This window comes from Pseudomonas sp. Leaf58, assembly GCF_003627215.1.
Lineage (GTDB): Bacteria > Pseudomonadota > Gammaproteobacteria > Pseudomonadales > Pseudomonadaceae > Aquipseudomonas.
Genome location: NZ_CP032677.1, coordinates 2,330,203 through 2,353,490 on the forward strand (window position 1 = coordinate 2,330,203; position 23,288 = coordinate 2,353,490).

A 23,288-nucleotide genomic window follows, 5' to 3' on the forward strand; every position below is an offset into this window, starting at 1 on the left:
GTCATCAAGTCAACATTTGACAGATAGCTGTCACATGCAGGAAAGTTTTTGTCGTTGCAACGCTGTAGCCATTCCAATTCCAACAAGGAGCTTCAGATGTCCGCACTTTCCACCAGCACCACCGTGCGCGTGCCTTTTACCGAGTTGCAGGACCTGTTGCAGGCCATTTTCCAGCGCCATGGTTGCAGCGAAAGCGTGGCCCAGGTGCTGGCCTATAACTGCGCCAGCGCCCAGCGCGATGGCGCCCACAGCCATGGCGTGTTCCGCATGCCTGGCTATGTCTCGACCCTGGCCAGCGGCTGGGTCGACGGCCAGGCCACGCCTAAGGTCAGCGATGTGGCGCCGGGTTATGTCAGCGTCGATGCCGCTGGCGGTTTTGCCCAGCCGGCGCTGGCGAAGGCCCGTGAGTTGTTAGTGGCCAAGGCGCGCAATGCCGGCATCGCCGTGCTGGCGATCCATAACTCGCACCACTTCGCCGCGCTGTGGCCCGATGTTGAGCCGTTCGCCGATGAAGGCCTGGTGGCCTTGAGCGTGGTCAACAGCATGACCTGCGTGGTGCCGCATGGCGCCCGCAAGCCGCTGTTCGGCACCAACCCCATCGCCTTTGCCGCGCCCTGCGCCGAACATGATCCGATCGTCTTCGATATGGCCACTAGCGCCATGGCCCACGGCGACGTACAGATTGCCGCGCGTGCCGGCCAGCAATTGCCTGAAGGCATGGGCGTGGACGCCAATGGCGAGCCGACCACCGAGCCCAAGGCGATTCTGGAAGGCGGCGCCTTGTTGCCGTTTGGTGGGCACAAGGGTTCGGCCTTGTCGATGATGGTCGAGTTGCTGGCGGCGGCGCTGACCGGCGGGCATTTCTCCTGGGAGTTCGACTGGTCGGGGCACCCGGGGGCGAAAACGCCGTGGACCGGGCAGCTGATCATCGTCATCGACCCGAGCAAGGCCGAGGGCGAGCGCTTTGCCCAACGCAGCCGCGAGCTGGTGGAGCAGATGCAGGCGGTGGGGCTGACGCGCATGCCGGGCGAGCGGCGTTACCGCGAGCGCGAAGTGGCCGAGGAGGAGGGGGTGGCGCTGACTGAGCAGGAGTTGCAGGGACTTAAAGAGTTGCTTGGCTGAGCCGGCCTCTTCGCGGGTGAACCCGCTCCCACAGGTACTGCACAGGTTTCAAAGGCAGTGATATCCCTGTGGGAGCCCAGACATGCAATGTTGCATAGACAACCTTGCACAATAGTGGATGTTCCTGAGCCCACACTCCGGGTATGCTCAGGGCTGACTTTTCGTACCGTCCTGATCCAAGGAGCTGCACGCTGTGTTCAAACATGTCGATGCCTATGCCGGCGACCCGATTCTCTCGCTGATGGAAACCTTCAAGGCCGACCCACGCGCCGACAAGGTCAACCTGAGTATCGGCCTGTACTACGATGAGGCCGGCGTGGTGCCGCAGCTGGCAGCAGTGGACGCGGTGGAAAAACGCATCGCTGGCCAGGACCACGAAGCCTCGCTGTACCTGCCGATGGAAGGCCTGGCCAGCTACCGCCAGGCGATTCAGGCGCTGCTGTTCGGTGCCGATCACCCGGCCGTTACCGGCGGGCGCGTGGCCACCGTGCAGACCGTAGGGGGCTCCGGTGCCCTGAAAGTCGGTGCCGACTTCCTCAAGCGTTACTTCCCGCAGTCCGAAGTTTGGGTCAGTAACCCGACCTGGGACAACCACCGCGCCATCTTCGAAGGCGCCGGTTTCAAGGTGAACACCTACCCGTACTTCGACCAGGCCACCCGTGGCGTGGACTTCGACGGCATGCTGGCCACCCTGCAAACCCTGCCGGCCAACAGCGTGGTGCTGCTGCACCCGTGCTGCCACAACCCCACCGGTGCCGACCTGGAACCACACCAGTGGCAACACGTGGTCGAAGTGGTCAAGGCACGCCAACTGATCCCGTTCCTCGACATCGCCTACCAAGGCTTTGCCGAAGGCCTGGTGGAAGACGCCTACGCCATTCGCGAAATGGCCCGCGCCGGCGTGCCGTGCCTGGTCAGCAACTCGTTCTCGAAAATCTTCTCGCTGTACGGCGAGCGGGTAGGCGGCCTGTCGGTGGTCTGCGATGACGACGCCACTGCCCAGAGCGTGCTCGGCCAGCTCAAGGCCACTGTGCGCCGCAACTACTCCAGCCCGCCTAACTTCGGTGCCCAGCTGGTCGCTGGTGTGCTCGGCGATGCTGGCCTGAATGCCCAGTGGGCCGAGGAAGTCGAAGTGATGCGCAAGCGTATCCTTGACATGCGCCAGGCGCTGGTCGATGCCCTGGCCGTGCTGCTGCCAGGCCAGGACTTCCAGTTCTTCCTGCGCCAGCGTGGCATGTTCAGCTATACCGGCTTCAGCGTCGAGCAAGTACGCCGCCTGCGTGACGAGTTCGGCGTATACCTGATCGACAGCGGCCGCGTGTGCATGTCGGGCCTGCGCCCGGCCAATCTGCAACGGGTAGCCGAAGCCTTCGCTGCCGTGCAGAAGTAACCCGCCAGAGTCGTGATGCGGCCCGTTGTGGCTTGTGCAATACCCAGGTAGGAGCGGGCAAACCGCTCCTATTTTTTTACGCTAACCCTGCTCGTTCACCGCACTTGTAAAGACAAGTGCAACCGCCCCTCGGAAAAGGGCTTCGCAAGTGCAACCTTTCCGTGCACAATCGCGCCCCTCTTTTCCGGTTGAGTTGGGCGATAGCACTATTTCGCCATTCTCAGCCTGTTGCAGTCTTGCGAGTGGAGCTTCACCCGGAATGAATGAGCAGGCCCCAAGCGTTGATCAACGCTTTGCAGAATCGACCCCCGCCACCCTCGGCAGCTGGTCGCGTCACGACACCACCTGGATGCTGGGCCTGTTCGGCACAGCCATCGGCGCCGGAACCCTGTTCCTGCCGATCAACGCCGGCCTTGGCGGCTTCTGGCCGCTGCTGATCCTGGCCGTGCTGGCCTTCCCGATGACCTACTTCGCCCACCGTGGGCTGACCCGTTTCGTCCTTTCCGGGCGCAACGGCGGCGACATCACCGAGGTGGTCAAGGAGCACTTCGGCATTACCGCCGGTGCCTCGATCACCGTGCTGTACTTCTTCGCGATCTTCCCCATCCTGCTGATCTACAGCGTGGCGCTGACCAACACCGTGGCCAGCTTCATCGAGCACCAGTTGCACCTGCAGCCGCCGCCGCGGGCCATCCTGTCGTTCGTGCTGATCCTCGGCCTGCTGGCCATCGTGCGCTGCGGGGAGCAGGCCACGGTCAAGGTCATGAGCCTGTTGGTGTACCCATTCATCGTCGCCCTGGCGCTGCTGGGCCTGTACCTGGTGCCGCACTGGACCGGTGGCATCCTCGACAGCGCCACCCAGGTGCCACCGGCCTCGGCCTTCCTGCACACCCTGTGGCTGGCCATTCCGGTGATGGTGTTCTCGTTCAACCACTCGCCGATCATCTCGGCCTTTGCGGTTGACCAGAAGCGCCGCTACGGCGAGCACGCCGATGAGCGCAGCGGGCAGATTTTGCGCCGTGCCCATGTGCTGATGGTGGTGATGGTGCTGTTCTTCGTGTTCAGCTGCGTGCTCACCCTGAGCAGCGCCCAGTTGGCCGAGGCCAAGGCGCAGAACCTGTCGATTCTGTCGTACCTGGCTAACCACTTCAGCAACCCGACCATTGCGTTCGCCGCCCCGCTGATCGCCTTCGTGGCCATTGCCAAGTCGTTCCTCGGCCACTACATCGGCGCCAGCGAAGGCCTGAAGGGTATCATCGCCAAAACCGGCGCACGTCCCGGTGCCAAGGCGCTGGACCGCGTGGTAGCGGCGCTGATGCTGGTGGTGTGCTGGATCGTCGCTACCCTCAACCCAAGCATTCTCGGCATGATCGAATCGCTCGGCGGCCCGATCCTTGCCGTGCTGCTGTTCCTGATGCCGATGTACGCCATTCGCCGCGTGCCGTCGATGCGCAAGTACAGCGGCGCGGCATCCAACGTATTCGTCGTGATTGTCGGCCTGGTTGCGCTGACCTCGGTGGTGTACGGCCTGCTGGGCTGATTCGCCGCGTGTAATAAAGCATGCCCGGGGCGCTTGTAGTCACCCGGGCATTTTTTTGTCCACAAAAATTATCCGGCAATAGAACAATTTCGCCTGCCCCATAGGCACCCGGCTGCCTTCATGCTTAACTCAGTGTCCTTTTCAAACCCCGCATAAGGATTTCGTCATGGCTCAAGTGACTCTCAAAGGCAACCCGGTCCAGGTCAACGGCAACCTGCCACAGGCCGGCGCCCAGGCTCCGGCTTTCTCCCTGGTGGGCGAAGGCCTGGCTGACAAGTCGCTGCAGGACTACGCCGGCAAGCGCAAAGTGCTGAACATCTTCCCGAGCGTCGACACCCCAACCTGCGCCACGTCGGTGCGCAAGTTCAACGCCCAGGCCAACGATGTGGCCAACACCGTGGTGCTGTGCATCTCCGCCGACCTGCCATTCGCCCAGGCACGCTTCTGCGGCGCCGAAGGCCTGGACAATGTGAAGAACCTGTCGACCCTGCGTGGTCGCGAGTTCCTCGAGAACTACGGCGTCGCCATCGCTGACGGCCCGCTGGCCGGCCTGGCCGCCCGTGCCGTAGTGGTGCTGGACGAGAACGACAAGGTGCTGCACAGCGAGCTGGTTGGCGAAATCGCTGACGAGCCGAACTACGAGGCGGCGCTGGCTGTACTGAAGTAAGCGTTGTGTAGGGGCGGGGCAGGCAACGGAAACCTTTTATCCCGCTAACGCTCCAAGCAACACCCTGTAAACGGCCCGGAACGCGTTCCGGGCCGTTTTCGTTTAAAGTTCAGGGTCTTGCCAACGTCAGGCAAAGGTAAACCTCTGGTAAAGGCCCTTTGCTAAAACGATGTCAGTGCTTATCGTTCAACCTCCCCAAGTCGTCATTCCGAACAAGGTTCGTTCAACCCATGCAAGTGCCCAATTCCCGTTCCCCTCGTCGCTGGCTGGTCGGCCTGCTGATCCTGCTGCTGGTGGCTGCACTGGCCTGGTGGTTGTGGCCTGCAGCGGCGCCTGCGCACAAAGAAGCCAGCGGCGGGCGCGGCGGCAAGGGCGTGGGCATGATGGGCAGTCGCCCGGGCTTTGGCGGCTCCAGTGACCCGGTACCGGTGCGTGTCGAGCCGGTGCGGGTCGGCGACTTCCCGCTGTACTACAAGGCCTTGGGTACGGTCACTGCGACCAATACCGTCAACGTCCGCAGCCGCGTGGCTGGCGAGCTGGTGAAGGTCCACTTCAAGGAGGGCCAGCAGGTCAAGGCCGGCGACCTGCTGGCCGAGATCGACCCGCGTCCTTACCGCATCGCCCTGCAACAAGCCGAAGGCACCCTGGCGCAAAACCAGGCGCAGCTGAAGAATGCCCAGGTTGACCTGGCCCGCTATAAAGGCCTGTACGCCGAAGACAGCATCGCCAAGCAAACCCTGGACACCGCCGAAGCGCAGGTGGCGCAGTTTCAGGGGCTGGTCAAAACCAACCAGGCGCAAGTCAACGACGCGCGCCTGAACCTCGACTTCACTCAAATTCGCGCGCCGATCAACGGCCGTGTGGGCCTGCGCCAACTCGACCTGGGCAACCTGGTGGCGGCCAACGACACCACCGCGCTGGTAGTCATCACCCAAACCGAGCCGATCAACGTGGCTTTCACCCTGCCGGAAACCGAGCTGAGCACGGTGCTTGAGCGCTACCGCAGCGGTGCCAGCTTGCCAGTCGAGGCCTGGGACCGCAGTGACAGCAAGCTACAGGCCACCGGCGAGCTCGGCAGCATCGACAATCAAATCGACACCACCACCGGCACCCTCAAGTTCAAAGGCCGCTTCCAGAACAAGGACCTGGCGCTGTTCCCCAACCAGTTCGTCAATGTGCGCCTGCTGGCCGATACCCTCAAGCAGGTGACCCTGGCCCCAGCGGCGGCCATCCAGTTTGGCAACGACGGCAGCTTCGCCTATGTGGTCAACGCCGAGAGCACGGTGAACGTGCGCAAGCTCAAGGTGGGCGCCAGCGATGGCCAGAACAGCGTGATCCTCGAAGGCCTGAAGGCCGGCGACCGCCTGGTGCTGGAAGGTACCGATCGGCTGCGCGAAGGGACCAAGGTGGAGGTGGTCGAAGACAGCTCGCAAGTGCCAACCAGCCCTGGCCAGCACCTGCAAGGCCAGGAAGCCAAGGGTTCGGCGCAAACCGGTGAAGCGCAGCCCGCAAATGCAGCAGGCAAGGCGGGCGCATGAACCTCTCGCGCCTGTTCATCCTGCGGCCGGTTGCCACCACGCTGAGCATGCTGGCCATCGTCCTGGCCGGCCTGATCGCCTACAAGCTGCTGCCGGTTTCCGCCTTGCCACAGGTGGATTACCCAACCATCCGGGTCATGACCCTGTACCCCGGTGCCAGCCCGCAAGTCATGACCAGCGCCGTCACCGCGCCACTGGAACGCCAGTTCGGCCAGATGCCGGGCCTTGAACAGATGGCCTCGACCAGCTCTGGCGGCGCCTCGGTGCTGACCCTGCGTTTCAACCTCGACATGAACATGGACGTTGCCGAGCAGCAGGTGCAGGCCGCCATCAACGCCGCCAGCAATCTGCTGCCCAGCGACCTGCCGGCACCGCCGGTGTACAACAAGGTCAACCCGGCCGACACCCCAGTGCTGACCCTGGCCATCTCCAGCAAGACCATGCCGTTGCCCAAACTCAACGATTTGGTCGACACTCGCGTGGCGCAGAAGCTCGCGCAGATCAGCGGCGTGGGCATGGTCAGCATCGCCGGTGGCCAGCGCCAGGCGGTGCGGATTAAGGTCAACGTCGACGCCCTGGCCGCCAACGGCCTTAACCTGGAAGACGTGCGTACCCTGATCGGCGCCTCCAACGTCAACCAGCCCAAAGGTAATTTCGACGGCCCCACCCGGGTGTCGATGCTCGACGCCAACGACCAGCTGCGTTCCCCCGAGGAATACGCCAACCTGATTCTGGCCTACAGCAACGGTGCACCACTGCGCCTGAAGGACGTCGCCGAAATCGTTGATGGCGCGGAGAACGAACGCCTGGCTGCCTGGGCCAACGAGAACCACGCGGTGCTGGTGAATATCCAGCGCCAGCCAGGTGCCAACGTCATCGAAGTGGTCGACCGCATCAAGGACTTGTTGCCCTCGATCACCGACAACCTGCCGGCTGGCCTCGATGTTTCGGTACTGACCGACCGCACCCAGACCATCCGCGCGGCGGTCAAGGACGTGCAGCACGAACTGCTGATTGCCATCGCCCTGGTGGTGATGGTCACCTTCCTTTTCCTGCGCCGCTTCAGCGCCACCCTCATCCCGTCGATTGCCGTGCCACTGTCGCTGATCGGCACCTTCGGCGTGATGTACCTGGCCGGCTTTTCGGTCAACAACCTGACGCTGATGGCGCTGACCATTGCCACCGGCTTCGTGGTCGACGATGCCATCGTCATGCTGGAGAACATTTCCCGGCACATCGAAGAGGGCGAGACGCCCATGCAGGCGGCGCTCAAGGGGGCCCGGCAAATCGGCTTCACCCTGATCTCCCTGACCTTCTCGCTGATTGCAGTACTGATCCCGCTGCTGTTCATGGCCGATGTGGTCGGCCGCCTGTTCCGCGAGTTCGCCATTACCCTGGCGGTGGCCATCTTGATTTCCCTGGTGGTGTCGCTGACCCTGACGCCGATGATGTGCGCGCGCCTGCTCAAGCGTGAACCCAAGGAAGAAGAGCAAAGCCGCTTCTATCGCGCCAGTGGCGCCTGGATCGACTGGCTGATCAAGCACTACGGCAGTGCCCTGCAGTGGGTACTCAAGCGCCAGCCGCTGACCCTGCTGGTAGCCGTGGCCAGCCTGGCGCTTACCGTATTCCTGTACATGGTGGTGCCCAAGGGCTTCTTCCCGGTGCAGGACACCGGGGTGATCCAGGGTATTTCCGAAGCGCCGCAGTCCACCTCGTTCGCCGCCATGAGCGAACGCCAGCAGGCCCTGAGCAAGGTGATTTTGCAGGACCCGGCGGTGCAGAGCCTGTCCTCCTACATCGGCGTCGATGGCGATAACGCCACCCTCAACAGCGGCCGCCTGCTGATCAACCTCAAGCCCCATGGCGAGCGCGACGTCAGCGCCAGCGAAGTGATCAACCGCCTGCAGCCGCAAGTCGACCGGCTGGTGGGCATCCGCCTGTTCATGCAGCCGGTGCAGGACCTGAGCATCGAAGACCGGGTTAGCCGTACCCAGTACCAGTTCAGCCTGTCGTCGCCGGACGCTGACCTGCTGGCGCAGTGGAGCGGCAAGCTGGTGCAGGCGCTGCAGCAGCGCCCGCAGTTGGCCGACGTGGCCAGCGACCTGCAGGACAAGGGCCTGCAGGTGTACCTGGTGATCGACCGCGACATGGCCAGCCGCTTGGGCATCAGCGTGTCGCAAATCACCAACGCCCTGTACGACGCCTTCGGCCAGCGCCAAATCTCGACCATCTACACCCAGGCCAGCCAGTACCGCGTGGTGCTGCAAGCCAAGGACGCGGCGGTTATCGGCCCGCAGGCACTGCAGTCGGTGCACGTCAAGGCCTCCGATGGCGGCCAAGTGCGCCTGTCGGCCCTGGCGCGCATCGAACAGCGCCAGGCGCAGTTGGCCATTTCCCACATCGGCCAGTTTCCGGCGGTAACCCTGTCGTTCAACCTGGCCCACGGCGCATCGCTGGGCGAGGCGGTACAGGTCATCGAGCAGGTGCAAAAAGACATCGGCATGCCGCTGGGCGTGCAAACCCGCTTCCAGGGTGCTGCGGAGGCCTTCCAGGCGTCGTTGTCGAGCACCTTGCTGCTGATCCTGGCGGCGGTGGTGACCATGTACATCGTGTTGGGCGTGCTGTACGAGAGTTACATCCACCCGGTGACCATCCTTTCCACCCTGCCGTCGGCGGCCGTCGGTGCCTTGCTGGCCCTGCTCATCAGCGGCAATGACCTGGGCATGATCGCGATTATCGGCATCATCCTGCTGATCGGCATCGTCAAGAAGAACGCGATCATGATGATCGACTTCGCCCTCGAGGCCGAGCGCCACCAGGGCATGAGCCCGCGCGATGCCATCTATCAGGCGGCGCTGCTGCGCTTCCGGCCGATCCTGATGACCACCCTGGCCGCGCTGTTCGGTGCCGTGCCGCTGATGCTCGCCACCGGGTCCGGCGCCGAACTGCGCCAGCCGCTGGGCCTGGTGATGGTCGGCGGGTTGCTGGTCAGCCAAGTGCTGACGCTGTTCACCACACCGGTCATCTACCTGTACTTCGACCGCCTGGCACGCCGCTGGCGCCCGGCTACTGACGTGAAGCAGGCCGAGGCATGAACCTGTCCGGTCCGTTCATCCGGCGCCCGGTGGCGACCATGCTGTTGAGCCTGGCGATCATGCTGCTGGGCGGGGTTAGCTTCGGCCTGCTGCCGGTGGCGCCGCTGCCGCAAATGGACTTCCCGGTAATCGTGGTGTCGGCCAACTTGTCAGGGGCCAGCCCCGAGGTCATGGCCTCCACCGTAGCTACACCGCTGGAGCGCAAGCTGGGCAGCATCGCTGGCGTAACCACGCTGACCAGCAGCTCCAACCAAGGCTCCACCCGCGTGATCATCGGTTTCGAGATGGGCCGCGATATCGACGGGGCGGCGCGCGAGGTGCAGGCGGCGATCAACGCCACCCGCAACCTGCTGCCCAGCGGCATGCGCAGCATGCCCACCTACAAGAAGATCAACCCGTCGCAGGCACCGATCATGGTGCTGTCGCTGACCTCGGACGTGCTGCAGAAAGGCCAGCTGTACGACCTGGCCGACACCATCCTGTCGCAGAGCCTGGCCCAGGTGGCGGGGGTAGGGGAGGTGCAGATCGGTGGCAGTTCGCTGCCAGCGGTGCGTATCGCTGTCGAGCCGCAGTTGCTCAACCAGTACGGCCTGTCGCTGGACGAAGTGCGCACTGCGGTGTCCAACGCCAACCAGCGCCGGCCCATGGGCTTTGTCGAAGACGCCGAGCGCAACTGGCAGGTGCGCGCCAACGACCAGTTGGAAAGCGCTAAGGATTACGAGCCGGTGGTAATTCGCCAGCAGAACGGCACCATCCTGCGCCTGTCCGACGTGGCAACCATCACTGACAGCGTCGAGAACCGTTACAACAGCGGCTTCTTCAATGACCAGAGCGCGGTGTTGCTGGTGGTCAACCGCCAGAGCGGCGCCAACATTATCGAAACGGTCGAGCAGATCAAGGCACAGTTGCCGGCCTTGCAGTCATTGCTACCGGCCAGTGTGCAGTTGAACGTGGCCATGGACCGCTCGCCCGTGATCAAGGCCACCTTGAAAGAGGCCGAGCACACGCTGCTGATCGCCGTGGTGCTGGTGATCCTGGTGGTCTACCTGTTCCTCGGCAGCTTGCGCGCCTCGCTGATCCCCAGCCTGGCGGTGCCGGTGTCGCTGGTGGGGACCTTCGCCGTCATGTACCTGTGTGGTTTCTCGCTGAACAACTTGTCGCTGATGGCGCTGATCCTGGCTACGGGGCTGGTTGTGGACGACGCCATCGTGGTGCTGGAGAACATTTCCAGGCACATCGAAGACGGCCAGCCGCCCATGAAGGCGGCCTTCCTTGGGGCCAAGGAAGTGGGCTTCACGTTGTTGTCGATGAACGTATCGCTGGTGGCGGTGTTCGTCTCCATCCTGTTCATGGGTGGCATCGTGCGCAACCTGTTCCAGGAGTTCTCCATCACCCTGGCGGCGGCGATCATCGTGTCGCTGGTGGTGTCGCTGACCCTCACCCCTATGCTGTGCGCCCGCTGGCTCAAGCCGCACAAAGCCGAAAAGAGCCGCCTGCAGCACTGGAGCGACAAACTGCACCAGCGCATGGTCGATGCCTATGACCGCAGCCTGGGCTGGGCCTTGCGCCACAAGCGCCTGACCCTGATCAGCCTGCTGGCCACCATCGGCGTCAACGTCGCCCTGTACGTAGTAGTGCCCAAGACACTGATGCCGCAGCAGGACACCGGCCAGCTGATGGGTTTCATCCGTGGTGACGACGGCCTGTCGTTCAGCGTGATGCAGCCGAAAATGGAAACCTACCGGCGCGCCTTGCTGGCCGACCCTGCGGTGCAGAGCGTGGCCGGTTTCATTGGCGGTAACAGCGGCACCAACAACGCCTTTGTGCTGGTGCGCCTGAAGCCGATCAACGAGCGCAAGATCGATGCGCAGAAGGTGATCGAGCGCCTGCGCAAGGAGATGCCCAAGGTGCCGGGCGGGCGCCTGTTCCTGATGGCCGACCAAGACTTGCAACTGGGCGGTGGCGGCCGTGACCAGACCTCGTCGCAGTACCTGTACACCCTGCAGAGCGGCGACCTGGCGGCGCTGCGCCTGTGGTTCCCCATGGTGGTCGCAGCGCTGCGCACACTGCCGCAGCTAACCGCTATCGACGCCCGCGACGGTGCCGGTACCCAGCAGGTGACTCTGGTGGTCGACCGCGACCAGGCCAAGCGCCTGGGCATCGACATGGACATGGTCACCACGGTGCTGAACAACGCCTACAGCCAGCGGCAGATCTCGACCATCTACGACAGCCTCAACCAGTACCAAGTGGTGCTGGAGATCAACCCGAAATACGCCTGGGACCCAAGCACCCTCGAACAGGTGCAGGTGATTACCGCCGACGGTGCCCGTGTTCCGTTGTCGACCATCGCCCGCTACGAGAACAGCCTGGCCAATGACCGGGTCAGCCACGAGGGCCAATTCGCCGCTGAGAGCATTGCCTTCGACGTCGCCGAAGGCTACAGCCCCGACCAGGCCATGGCGGCGTTGGAGCGCGCGGTGGCCAAGCTGGGCCTGCCCGAGGAAGTGATCGCCAGGCTCGGGGGCAGCGCCGATGCCTTCGCCAAGACCCAGCAAGGCCAGCCGCTGATGATCCTTGGCGCGCTGCTGTTGGTGTACCTGGTGCTGGGCATTCTCTACGAAAGCTACATCCACCCGCTGACCATTCTCTCGACACTGCCCTCGGCCGGCGTCGGCGCTTTGCTGGCGCTGTACGTCACCGGTGGCGAGTTCAGCCTGATCTCGCTGCTGGGGTTGTTCCTGCTGATCGGCGTGGTGAAGAAAAACGCCATTTTGATGATCGACCTGGCCCTGCAGCTGGAACGCCAGCAGGGCTTGTCGCCGGAGGAGTCGATCCGCCGAGCCTGCCTGCTGCGCCTGCGGCCGATCCTGATGACCACCCTGGCGGCTATCCTCGGCGCCTTGCCGCTGCTGCTGAGCCATGCCGAAGGCGCAGAAATGCGCCAGCCGCTGGGCCTGACCATCATTGGTGGCCTGGTGTTCAGCCAGGTCCTCACCCTTTACACGACGCCGGTGGTTTACCTGTATCTGGACCGCCTGCGTCACCGCTTCAACCGTTGGCGCGGCGTGCGCACCGACGCCGCCCTGGAAACCCCGCTATGAATTTTGCCCAAACTCCACTTCACCGTGCCTTGCAAGCGCTGACCCGTAGGCGTGGCTCGCGCCTGTTCAGCGCTGGGTTGTGCGTGGCCTTGCTCAGTGCCTGCACCCTGAGCCCGGACTACCACCGCCCCGAGCTGAGCAGTACGGCGCAGTTCAAGCACGCCGAAGGCTGGACCCAGGCCGCGCCGTCTGATGCCATTGCCCGTGGCGCCTGGTGGGAAATTTATGGCGACGCCGGGCTCAATGCGCTGGTCGAAGAACTGAACCGCAGCAACCAGACCGTGGCGCAATCGGAAGCCCAGTACCGCCAGGCCCAGGCGCTGGTACGCAGCAGCCGGGCGGCGCTGTTCCCCAGCCTGGACTTGAGCACCAGCAAGAATCGCTCGGCCCAGGGCACCGGCAGCTCCAGTTCGAGCCTGTCGAACAACAGCAGCGGTATTCGCAACACCTACAACGCCCAGCTGGGTGTCAGTTGGGAGATCGACCTGTGGGGCAAGCTGCGGGAAACCCTCAATGCCAACCAAGCCAGTGCCGAAGCCAGCCTGGCCGACCTGGCCTCGATCCGCCTCAGTCAGCAGTCCGAGCTGGTGCAAAACTACCTGCAGTTGCGCGTGATCGATGAGCAGAAGCGCCTGCTGGAAGCTACCGTGGCGGCCTATGAGCGTTCGCTGCGAATGAACGAAAACCAGTATCGCGCGGGTGTCGCCGGCCCGGATGCGGTGGCCCAGGCACGCACCCAGCTCAAGAGCACCCAGGCCGACCTGATCGACTTGATTTGGCAGCGCGCGCAGTTCGAGAACGCTATTGCCGTGTTGCTGGGCAAGGCCCCGGCGGACTTTGCCCTGGCCGACAGCAAGGCCATACCGGCGCTGCCGCAGGTTCCGGTTTCTCTGCCTTCGCAGTTGCTGGAGCGGCGCCCGGACATCGCCGCGGCTGAACGCAACGTGATGGCGGCCAACGCCAATATCGGCGTGTCGCGGGCGGCGTACTTCCCGGACCTTAGCCTGAGCATGAGCGGCGGTTATTCCAGCAGCAGCTTCAGCAACTGGATCGAACTGCCCAATCGTTACTGGTCGGTGGGCCCGCAACTGGCACTGACCTTGTTCGACGCCGGCAAGCGCAGCGCCGAGGTGGACCGCACGGTGGCGGCGTATGACCAGACCGTGGCGCAGTACCGCCAGACCGTGCTGGATGGTTTCAAGGAAGTGGAAAACCTGCTGGTGCAATTGAAGGTGTATGGCGATGAAGCGGTGGTGCGCCAGGAGGCGTTGGATGCCGCGCGCGAATCGCTGCGCCTGACCGAGAACCAGTATCGCGCGGGGCTGATCGGTTACCTGGATGTGGTCAACGTGCAGACCACGGCGCTGAGCAACGAGCGCAATGTGCTGAACCTGCTGCAGGGGCGCTTGGTGGCCAGTGTGCAGCTGGTTGCCGCGCTGGGTGGTGGCTGGGAGGCTGAGCCGGCGTTTGCCGAGCAGGATTGACTTTGTAGGCGCGGGCTTGCCTGCGAAGTATTTCAGTGCGCGGCCCGGCACTGGCTGCGCCAGTGTTCGCCTGCGGCGGCAAAGGTTTGGATCCGTTCCCATTCCCATTCGCAAAAACCCCGTGCGTTTCGCCAAAGCTTGAGTACAATCGTCAGCTTTTTCGGGCCCCCTGTCCCGTCGCTGGAACTCCCAATGCTGACCGGTAGCTATTCCTCTTCGCTGGTGTTGATTTCGCTGTGCGTGGCGATCCTGGCGTCATATACCGCCCTTGATCTGACCGGCCGCATTGCCACGGCCAAGGGCCGGGCTGCCGCCCTGTGGATGAGCGGCGGTGCATTAGCCATGGGCATCGGCGTGTGGTCGATGCACTTTATCGGCATGCTTGCCTTCAGCCTGCCCATCGACCTGGGCTATGACCTTGCCCTGACCGCGTTCTCGCTGCTGATCGCCGTGCTGTCCTCGGGCTTTGCCTTGTGGCTGGTCAGCCAGGCGAGCCTGCCATGGTTGCAGCTGTGCTTCGGTGCGCTGATCATGGGGGCCGGCATCGCCTGTATGCACTACACCGGCATGGCTGCGCTGCGCATGCTGCCAGGTATCGACTACGACCCGACACTGTTCGGTGCCTCGCTGCTGATTGCCGTGGGCGCCTCGGCGGCGGCGTTGTGGATTGCCTTCCGCCTGCGCGCGCATACCCCGTATGTGCGGCAGATCCGCGGCATGGCGGCGGTAGTGATGGGCTTTGCCATTGTCGGCATGCATTACACCGGCATGGCCGCGGCGAACTTCCCGGCCGGCAGCTTCTGTGGTGCGCTAGGCAGCGGGCTGCAGGGCGATGGCCTGGTCTACCTGGTCCTGATCACCACCTTGGCGGTGTTGGCGGTGGCCTTGCTCACCTCGGTGCTGGACGCCCGCCTTGAGGCACGCACCGCCGAGCTGGCGCGTTCATTGACGCTGGCCAACCAGGAGCTGACGCAACTGGCCCTGCACGACACCCTCACCGACCTGCCCAACCGCACCTTGCTGGCCGACCGCATTGAGCAAGCCATTGCCAAGGTGGCGGAGCAGGGCGGCTGTTTTGCGCTGATGTTCATCGACCTGGACGGCTTCAAGCCGGTCAACGATGCCTTCGGCCACCATATCGGCGACCTGTTGCTCAAGGCTGTGGCGGCGCGCCTGCGCGGCCATCTGCACAGCCAGGACACCTTGGCGCGCATCGGCGGCGACGAATTCGTGCTGCTGGTAGAGCTGCGCGAGCCGGACGATGCCATGGACGTGGCAGTCAAGCAGGTCAACCTGGTGTCACGGCCATTTCGTGTGGCCGAACATGATCTGCAACTGACGGCGAGCCTGGGTATCGTCGTGTATCCCGGCAATGGCCTGGACCAGCACGAGCTGCTGCGCAATGCCGACGCCGCCATGTACCACGCCAAGAGCGTTGGCAAGAATGGCTACAGCTTCTTCGACGTGTCGATGAACAGCAATGCCCGCCAGCAGTTGCAGCTGCTCCAGGACCTGCGCCAAGCCTTGGAGCAGCGCCAATTCCGCTTGCACTACCAGCCCAAGTTCGACGCCCAGGCCTGCCAGCCGATCGGTGCCGAAGCGTTGCTGCGCTGGGAGCACCCGCAGCAGGGCCTGTTGGCGCCCGACCGCTTCATCGGCCTGGCGGAAAAGACCGGCCTGATCATCCCTATTGGAGAGTGGGTGCTAATTGAAGCCTGCCGGCAGATGCGCCAGTGGTTAGACGAGGGGCACTTGGGCTGGCGTATGGCGGTGAACCTGTCGGCCATCCAGTTCTGCCATAGCGGGCTGGTCGACAGCGTGGCACGGGCGCTTCAGGTAAACGGCCTGCCAGCCAACTGTCTGACCCTGGAAATTACCGAAACCACCGCCATGCACGACGCCGATGCTAGCCTGACAGTGCTGCAACGCCTGTCCGGCATGGGTGTGGACCTGTCCATCGATGACTTTGGTACGGGCTATTCCAGCCTGATGTACCTCAAGCGCCTGCCGGCCAACGAGCTGAAGATCGACCGCGGCTTCGTGCGCGACCTGGAGCACGACAGTGATGATGCGGCCATCGTCTCGGCAATTGTCGCGTTGGGCCAGGCACTGGGCCTGCGTATCGTTGCCGAAGGGGTGGAAACCGATAAGCAACAGGCTTTCTTGACGCGCCTGGGCTGTGATTCGCTGCAAGGCTACCTGCTGGGCCAGCCAGTGCCGGCCGAGCAGTTCATGGGCAAGTTACAGGCCATGCACCCGGAAAATAGCGCAGCGGGTTAACCCGCGTCGCGCAGGGTAAAAGCGGGGAAGAACGCATCCATTTCCGCCTCGACGGCCTCGATGATGCGCTCCACGTCTGCAGCAGCCATGATTGGCGCGCAAGGGATGCCAGCAATCGCCAGCAGGGTTTCGCCGGTGACTCGGTCGAACAACCGCGCAACCATGCTGCGTGGCGCATCCATGCTGGCCTCGAAGCCCAGCGGGTGAAAATGCCAGCGCATCACCTGGCAGGCGTTGGGGAACGTCAACTTGTTCATGCCAGCCTCCTTGTCCGTGCTCGGACGCGGTGAGTGAGTGGCCACATCGATGCGGCCGCCGGGAAGGTAACCATAGCACCTGCCACCGGCGATTCTCGGCTGTAAATACGACAAATGTGCGAATGCATGACAGCGGTCACATCCTTGTCAGCCGTGGACGATGATTGCTATCGGCCCGGCAAACGTTTTCCTGGCGCGACAGCAGCAGTCAAGCTGCCACCTTACCGCCATGCGAAGGGTGATTTTTTCAGACGAGTGGCGGGATCAGCCGAGCAAACCGGCGGCGATATTGATGGTGAACCCCAGGATCGCCGTATTGAACACGAACCCCACCAGTGAATGGGCCAACACCACCCGCCGTAAGCCCCGCCCGGCGACGCCCACATCGGAGGTTTGCACCGCCACGCTGAGGGTGAACGAGAAGTAGTGGAAGTCCCAGTAATCGGGGTGGCGTTCGCCGTCGGCGAAGCGCAGCGGTGGTTCGTGGTTTTGTCCGGTGTAGAACAGCCGGGCGTAGTGCAGGCTGAAGATACAGCCGATCAGCAGCCATGAGCCGGCCACGGTCAGGCCGGTATAGAGGTAATGCAGGGCTAGGGCGGTGCCTTGCAGGCCGCGGCTGGATACCAGTTGCAGGGTGACGGCGGCGAGGCTGGCGATGGCGGCGATGCTTACGGTGAGCAGCACCAGGCCGGCGTTTTCATCTTCGACGCGGGCGACCCTGCGGACCTTTTCGGGGCTGGCGCTGCAGGTCAGGTAGAGCACCAGCAGCAGGTACAGCCACACACCAAGGTTCCAACCGGCGAGGATGTGCTGCACGGTGTCGTCTGCGGGGATGAGCCAGGCGCCGAGCAGGCCGACGGCGGCGGCGAGGGTCAGGCGCGGGTGGGTGCGGGTCAGGTGATGGAAAGCCATGGGGCCTCGTTAACAGGGTGTATGGCTTGTACTCTAGACCTTCATAAGCCAGATGAGCGGTAGACGCGGTGCAAGCGGGTTCACCCGCGAAGCAGGCACCACGGTGGGAGGGCACGGGCTGCGCCCGTGTTCGCGGGCAAGCCCGCTCCTACAGGTTCGTGTTTTGATTGCGCCCATCGCGCGCTTTCGCAACTCTCAGTACACTGCACGCTCCCACACCAACATCCGTTGAACTCGAGGTTTCTGCATGACGCTCAGTCCTTTGGCAGGCAAGCCGGCTCCGGCCAGCGTGCTGGTCGATATTCCCCGACTGCTCACCGCTTACTACACCGGCCGCCCCGACGCTGCCGTGGCGGCACAGCGCGTGGCCTTCGGCACCTCGGGGCACCGGGGCACTTCGCTTGAATTGAGCTTCAACGAGTATCACGTCCTGGCTATTACCCAGGCCATTTGCCTGTACCGCCAGGAAAAAGGCATCGATGGCCCGCTGTTCATCGGTGCCGATACCCACGCACTGTCGGCACCGGCCACTGCCAGCGCCCTGGAAGTGTTGGCCGCCAACGGCGTACAGGTGATGTTGTCCAAAGACGACGAATACACGCCGACCCCGGCCGTGTCCCACGCCATCCTTTGCTATAACCGTGGCCGCCAGCAGGGCCTGGCCGACGGCATCGTCATTACCCCGTCGCACAACCCACCGCAAAGCGGTGGGTTCAAGTACAACCCGCCCAATGGCGGCCCGGCCGACAGTGACGTGACCAAGTGGGTCGAGGCCAAGGCCAACGAATTGCTGGCGGCCAACCTGGCAGGGGTCAAGCGCATGGACCATGCCCAGGCGCTGCAGGCCGCGACCACCCAGCGCCATGACTACGTGAGCACCTATGTGGCCGACCTCGAAAACGTTATCGACTTCGACGTCATACGTGGCGCCAAGCTGCGCCTGGGCGTCGACCCGCTGGGTGGGGCAGGCGTGCGCTACTGGTCGGCGATTGCCGAACATTACAAGCTGGACCTGGAAGTGGTGAACACCGAGGTCGACCCGACCTTCCGCTTCATGACCGTCGACTGGGACGGGCAGATTCGCATGGACCCGTCCTCGCCGTACGCCATGCAGGGCCTGATTGGCCTGCGCGATCGTTTCGACGTGGCCTTCGCCTGCGACCCGGACCACGACCGCCACGGCATCGTCACCGCCGATGGCCTGCTGCAGCCGAACAACTACCTGGCCGTAGCCATCGACTACCTGTACCGCCACCGCCCGCAATGGCGCAGCGATGCTGCCGTGGGCAAGACGGTGGTTTCCAGCGGCCTGATCGACCGCGTCACTCAGCGCCTGGGCCGGGAACTGTACGAAGTGCCGGTAGGCTTCAAGTTCTTTGCCCAGGGCCTGTTCGACGGCTCGCTCGGTTTTGGTGGCGAAGAAAGTGCCGGGGCTTCGTTCCTGCGCCGCGATGGCTCGGTATGGGCCACCGACAAGGACGGGCTGATCCCGGCCTTGCTGGCCGCCGAAATGACCGCCCGCACCGGTCGCAACCCAAGCCAGGCCTACGCCGACCTGACCGCAGCGCTGGGCAAGCCGTTCGCTACCCGTGTCGAGGCCAAGGCCGACGCGCGGCAGAAGGCTTTGCTGAGCAAGCTGGCACCGGAGCAGGTGAAGTCGACCGAGTTGGCCGGTGAGCCGATCGTGCAGATCCTCAGCCACGCACCGGGCAATGGCCAGGCGATTGGCGGGCTAAAGGTGATGACCGCCAATGGCTGGTTTGCGGCGCGGCCATCGGGCACCGAGGACATCTACAAGATCTACGCCGAAAGCTTTATCGACGAAGCACACCTGCAGCGCCTGGTGCAGGAAGCGCAGGTGCTGGTGGACGCGGCGATTGCCTGATAGGTAACAAACCGCTTGGTGCTGCGGCTTGGTGTAAATTAGAATTAATCTTATTTACACTACCGCAGAGCCTATCCCATGATCGACGCCGCGCCGCCACCGCAGCCTAGCCTGCCAGCACTGTACCGAGAGCATCGCGGCTGGCTGGAAACCTGGCTGCGCCGGCGCTTGGGCAATGCCTGGGATGCTGCCGACCTCAGCCAGGATACTTTCTTGCGCATACTGGCCAGCGCCCAGCCATTGGCCGACATCCGTGAACCGCGCGCCTACTTGCTGACCGTGGGCAAACGCCTGCTGAGCAACTTCCACCAGCGGCGCAGCCTGGAGCAGGCCTACCTCGATGCGCTGGCGCTACTGCCCGAGCAACATACGCCCTCGCCAGAGCAACGCTGGGTATTGCTAGAAACCCTGCAAGCACTGGATGAATTGCTCGACGGCCTAAAGGCCCCGGTGCGCAAGGCCTTTCTCTGGAGCCAGCTGGAAGGCCTGGGCTACGCCGAAATCGGCAAGCGCTTGGGCGTGTGCGAGCGTTCGGTCAAACGCTACATGGCACAAGCCTACGAGCATTGCTTGCTGGCCGATTTGCAATGATTCCGCATACCCCCGCAACCCGCGAGGCTGTGCGTGCCGCTGCCCGCTGGCTGGCGCTGGTCGATTCCGGCGGCGCCAGCCAGCGTGACTTGCTGCGCCTGGCGCAATGGCGCGCCCGCAGCGGCTTGCACGAAAGTGCCTGGCAAAAGGCACTGCTGTTGCGCCAGCGCTTTGCCGAACTGCCCAGCCCCCTGGCCATGGCTACCCTGGGCCGTCCGGATGCCGGCCGCCGAGCGCTGCTCAAGCAGGCCTTGGGGCTAGCGGCGTTGCTGCCGGCGGCGTGGCTGGTGAGCCGAGAGCTACCGCTGGACGCCTGGACCGCAGACCTGCACACCGCCGTCGGGGAGCGCCAGCAAGTGCTGCTGAGCGACGGCACATTCGTGCAGTTGAACACTGACAGTGCAGTGGATTTCGCCCCAGGTGCGCGCCGCCTGGTACTACTGCGTGGCGAAGTGGCAGCCAGAGTGCCTGGCAACCTGGGGCTTACGGTGCAGGTGCCCTATGGCCAGGTCGTGCTTGACGCTGGCGAGGTATGCCTGCGCCTGGTCGATCAAGCTTGCCGGGTATCGGTGCTTAACGGCACGGCCAGCCTGCAACCGCTGCGCGGCCCGGCCCGGGTGCTGCAGGCCGGGCAACAGGCCAACCTGCAGGCGGTTGGTATCGGCCCTGTGACAAGCCTGGCCCTGTGGCCACTGGGCTGGCGCGAAGGCGTGCTGCGGCTGGAGGATCGCCCCTTGGGCGAGTTGTTGCACGAGCTGCGCCGTTACCGTCCCGGCGTGTTGCGCTGGGCACCGGCGCTGGAGGGACTGCGGGTAACAGGTACGTTCCGCCTGGACGACACCGACCGCGTGCTGGCCTTGCTCGCCGCCAGCCTGCCGTTGCAGGTGCACACGCGTACACGCTATTGGGTAAGCCTGGCCGCGCGGGAAACTCGTGCATGAGCCTGTCCCCTTTTTTTCGCTCACCGGTCAATACCGGTAGGAGCAAATAAAGGGGAGCCCTGTTCAATGCCTGCCGTAAAGTCTTGCCGCCTGCGCCCACTGGCGCGTGCAGCACATCCGTTGTTCGCGATGAGCCTGTTGTTGTGTGCACCCGCATGGGCCGATGAACCCGCCCGGCGCAGTTATCAGGTGCCAGCAGCAAGCCTTGGCGCCGTGCTGACCCATTTTGCCGAGCAGGCCGGGGTCAGCCTGTCGTTGGACCCGGTGCTGGTCAACGGCAGGCACAGTAACGGCCTTTCCGGCAGCTACAGTGTCGACGAAGGTTTCGCTCAGTTGCTGCGCGGCAGCGGCCTGCAGTTGCTGCCGGTGGGCGAGGGCAGCTTCACCCTGGTGCCGGCGCCCCCGGCGGGCGGGCCCCTGGAAATCGCCCCGATCAGCATCGTTAGCGGCTTGGCCGCCAGCAGCGAAACGCAACCCTATGCCGGTGGCCAGGTAGCCCGCCAGGGCGCGCAAGGCTTGCTCGGTTCGCGCGACTTCATGGAAACCCCGTTCAGTATTACCAGCTACACCAGTGAGTGGGTGAAAAACCAGCAGGCGCGGACTTTGGGCGAGTTGATCGCCAGTGACCCTTCGGTACGCGCCACCAACCCCGCAGGCGGGCGCTTCGAGCAGTTCACCATTCGCGGTTTCAGCCTGTTCAACAGTGACGTCGCCTACAGCGGCCTGTACGGCATCCTGCCGACCTACTCGATCGACATGGAAATGGCCGACCGGGTCGACATCGTCAAAGGCCCCAGCCAGTTGCTCAACGGCATTTCGCCACGTGGCAGTGTCGGCGGCGGCATCAACGTTCAGCCCAAGCGTGCCGGCGAGCAGCCGATCACCGAGTTCACCGGCAGCTATGCCTCGGCGGGCCAGGCCGGCGGCGCCGTGGACATTGGCCGGCGTTTTGGCGAAGAGCAGCAGTTTGGCGTGCGCTTCAATGGGGTGAAACAGGGGGGCGACACCGAATGGGACCACCAGCGTGTCGAGCGCGAAATGGCGGTGCTGGGCCTGGATTTCCGTGGCGAGCGCCTGCGGTTGTCGGCCGACCTCGGCCACACCGAACGCGATACCGATGCGCCGCAGGAGCGTGTGCTGGTCGGCGCCAATGCTAAGGTGCCGGATGCTGACGACGTGCGCCACAACTACGCCCAGGCCTGGAGCAAGGCGCGCACCAGCGACACCTTTGGTGCGCTGCATGCCGAATATGACCTCAGCGAGTCGCTGCTGGCCTACGGCGCGGTTGGCGCGCGCAAGAGCAACCATGACTTCCTGCGCCACAACGTGTCGATCATCAACGATGCTGGCGACTTCACCGTGCAGCCACGCGACTTCACCCGGGACGAAACGGTGCGCACCGCCATGGCCGGTGTGCGCAACTGGTTCCATACCGGGCCGGTCAGCCACGAGCTGAACCTCGCCGCCACCTACTACTACATGGACTTCACCAACGGCGGTGCCCGCTATGCTGCGGCGCCCAGTAACCTCTACGACCCGGTCGCGACGCCGACGCCGGGCACGCCAACCCGTATCGACCCTGAGGTATACACGGAAAACCGTTTTTCCGGCGTAGCCTTGGCCGACACCCTCGGCTTCCTCGACGACCGCCTGCTGTTGACCGTGGGCGCGCGCTGGCAGCGGGTGCAGGTGGATGACTGGAGCGATGGCGTCAAAGGCGAAACGGCCTACGACGAAGAGAAGCTGTCGCCCTCGGGCGGTGTGCTGCTCAAGGTCACCGAGCAGCTATCGTTGTACGCTAACTACATGGAGGGCCTGAGCCAAGGCAAGATCGCGCCTTCGACGTCGATCAACGAAGACCAGATTTTCCCGCCGTTCACCAGCCGCCAGGTGGAGGTGGGGGCCAAGTACGATCTGGGCCAGGTCGCCTTTACCGCCAGTGCCTTCCGCATCCGCCAGCCCGCCTACGAAACCAACCCTGCTTCGCGGGTGTTTGGCCCCAATGGCAAGCGCGACAACCGCGGTATCGAGCTGAGCGTGTTCGGCGAACCGGTGCAAGGCGTACGGGTGTTGGGCGGGGTGATGTACCTTGACAGCGAACTGACTGACACCGTCGGTGGCGCCTACGATGGCAACCGTGCACCGGCCACGCCCGAGTACAACGTCAACCTCGGTGCCGAATGGGATGTGCCGGGGATGAGCGGCCTGACCCTGACGGCGCGGGGTATGCACTCGAGTTCGCAGTACCTGGACCAGAACAACAGCAAGCAGATCGATGGCTGGGAGCGCTATGACGTAGGCGCGCGTTATGCGTTCAAGGTGGACGCTACCCAGGTTACTTTGCGGGCCAGTGTCGAGAACGTGCTGGATCACCGTTACTGGAGCTCGGCTGGGGCCTCGGATGACAGTGAGCCGGGGCTGACACTTTCTACCCCTCGTACTTACCTGCTCTCGGCCACTGTGGGTTTTTAAAGCCCTGCGC

At 63.9% G+C, this 23,288-nt stretch carries 15 protein-coding genes; 13 read left to right on the plus strand and 2 right to left on the minus strand.

All coding sequences use genetic code 11. The features are described 5' to 3' along the window. The first annotated feature begins 96 nt into the window (after positions 1–96). The 9 genes from DV532_RS10930 to DV532_RS10970 all read left to right on the plus strand — a co-directional run bounded on the left by DV532_RS10930 (position 97) and on the right by DV532_RS10970 (position 16,220). Positions 97–1,122 carry an Ldh family oxidoreductase gene (locus tag DV532_RS10930; protein ID WP_056800964.1) on the plus strand — a complete coding sequence of 342 codons (1,026 nt, stop codon included), beginning with the start codon at positions 97–99 and terminating at the stop codon, positions 1,120–1,122. A 193-nt stretch (positions 1,123–1,315) separates the two neighbouring features. Then, positions 1,316–2,512: an amino acid aminotransferase gene (locus DV532_RS10935; RefSeq protein ID WP_056800966.1), complete on the plus strand. Its 1,197-nt coding sequence runs from the start codon at positions 1,316–1,318 to the stop codon at positions 2,510–2,512. A gap of 259 nt (positions 2,513–2,771) precedes the next feature. Next, positions 2,772–4,052, plus strand: coding sequence for a serine/threonine transporter (locus DV532_RS10940; protein WP_056800968.1), 1,281 nt, complete (start codon positions 2,772–2,774; stop codon positions 4,050–4,052). Between the two features lie 166 nt (positions 4,053–4,218). Beyond that, on the plus strand, positions 4,219–4,719 hold the full coding sequence (gene tpx, locus DV532_RS10945) for a thiol peroxidase (RefSeq protein ID WP_056800969.1): 501 nt from the start codon (positions 4,219–4,221) through the stop codon (positions 4,717–4,719). A 230-nt stretch (positions 4,720–4,949) separates the two neighbouring features. Then, positions 4,950–6,257: an MdtA/MuxA family multidrug efflux RND transporter periplasmic adaptor subunit gene (locus DV532_RS10950; RefSeq protein ID WP_056800972.1), complete on the plus strand. Its 1,308-nt coding sequence runs from the start codon at positions 4,950–4,952 to the stop codon at positions 6,255–6,257. Then, on the plus strand, positions 6,254–9,352 hold the full coding sequence (locus DV532_RS10955; protein WP_056800974.1) for an MdtB/MuxB family multidrug efflux RND transporter permease subunit: 3,099 nt from the start codon (positions 6,254–6,256) through the stop codon (positions 9,350–9,352). Before DV532_RS10950 ends, DV532_RS10955 begins: the two co-directional genes overlap by 4 nt. Continuing rightward, on the plus strand, positions 9,349–12,456 hold the full coding sequence (locus DV532_RS10960) for an efflux RND transporter permease subunit (RefSeq protein WP_056800975.1): 3,108 nt from the start codon (positions 9,349–9,351) through the stop codon (positions 12,454–12,456). Before DV532_RS10955 ends, DV532_RS10960 begins: the two co-directional genes overlap by 4 nt. Then, positions 12,453–13,940 carry an efflux transporter outer membrane subunit gene (locus DV532_RS10965; RefSeq protein ID WP_056800977.1) on the plus strand — a complete coding sequence of 496 codons (1,488 nt, stop codon included), beginning with the start codon at positions 12,453–12,455 and terminating at the stop codon, positions 13,938–13,940. Before DV532_RS10960 ends, DV532_RS10965 begins: the two co-directional genes overlap by 4 nt. A gap of 192 nt (positions 13,941–14,132) precedes the next feature. Continuing rightward, entirely contained in the window at positions 14,133–16,220 is a 2,088-nt protein-coding gene (locus DV532_RS10970) for a bifunctional diguanylate cyclase/phosphodiesterase (RefSeq protein WP_056800979.1), read from the plus strand. Here DV532_RS10970 and DV532_RS10975 read toward each other — a convergent pair. Together DV532_RS10975 and DV532_RS10980 are read right to left on the minus strand one after the other, a co-directional pair. After that, the gene (locus DV532_RS10975) at positions 16,217–16,477 is read right to left on the minus strand and encodes a DUF1652 domain-containing protein (RefSeq protein ID WP_056800981.1); all 261 of its coding nucleotides are present in this window, start codon (positions 16,475–16,477) and stop codon (positions 16,217–16,219) included. The genes DV532_RS10970 and DV532_RS10975 overlap by 4 nt on opposite strands. A gap of 264 nt (positions 16,478–16,741) precedes the next feature. Next, a complete protein-coding gene (locus DV532_RS10980) occupies positions 16,742–17,389 on the minus strand; it encodes a DUF1345 domain-containing protein (RefSeq protein ID WP_056800983.1) in 648 nt (215 codons plus the stop codon). A gap of 247 nt (positions 17,390–17,636) precedes the next feature. Between DV532_RS10980 and pgm the strand changes: the two genes are divergently transcribed. The 4 genes from pgm (at position 17,637) to DV532_RS11000 (ending at position 23,278) form a co-directional block, all read left to right on the plus strand. Continuing rightward, the gene (gene pgm, locus DV532_RS10985; RefSeq protein WP_056800985.1) at positions 17,637–19,274 is read left to right on the plus strand and encodes a phosphoglucomutase (alpha-D-glucose-1,6-bisphosphate-dependent); all 1,638 of its coding nucleotides are present in this window, start codon (positions 17,637–17,639) and stop codon (positions 19,272–19,274) included. Positions 19,275–19,352: 78 nt separating this feature from the next. Then, complete coding sequence (locus tag DV532_RS10990; RefSeq protein ID WP_056800987.1) at positions 19,353–19,865, plus strand: sigma-70 family RNA polymerase sigma factor; 513 nt, start codon at positions 19,353–19,355, stop codon at positions 19,863–19,865. Then, positions 19,862–20,806 (plus strand): FecR domain-containing protein, encoded by a 945-nt coding sequence (locus DV532_RS10995; protein WP_056800988.1) that lies wholly within the window; start codon positions 19,862–19,864, stop codon positions 20,804–20,806. Before DV532_RS10990 ends, DV532_RS10995 begins: the two co-directional genes overlap by 4 nt. Before the next feature lie 66 nt (positions 20,807–20,872). Then, the gene (locus DV532_RS11000) at positions 20,873–23,278 is read left to right on the plus strand and encodes a TonB-dependent receptor (RefSeq protein ID WP_056800996.1); all 2,406 of its coding nucleotides are present in this window, start codon (positions 20,873–20,875) and stop codon (positions 23,276–23,278) included. Positions 23,279–23,288: the final 10 nt, after the last annotated feature.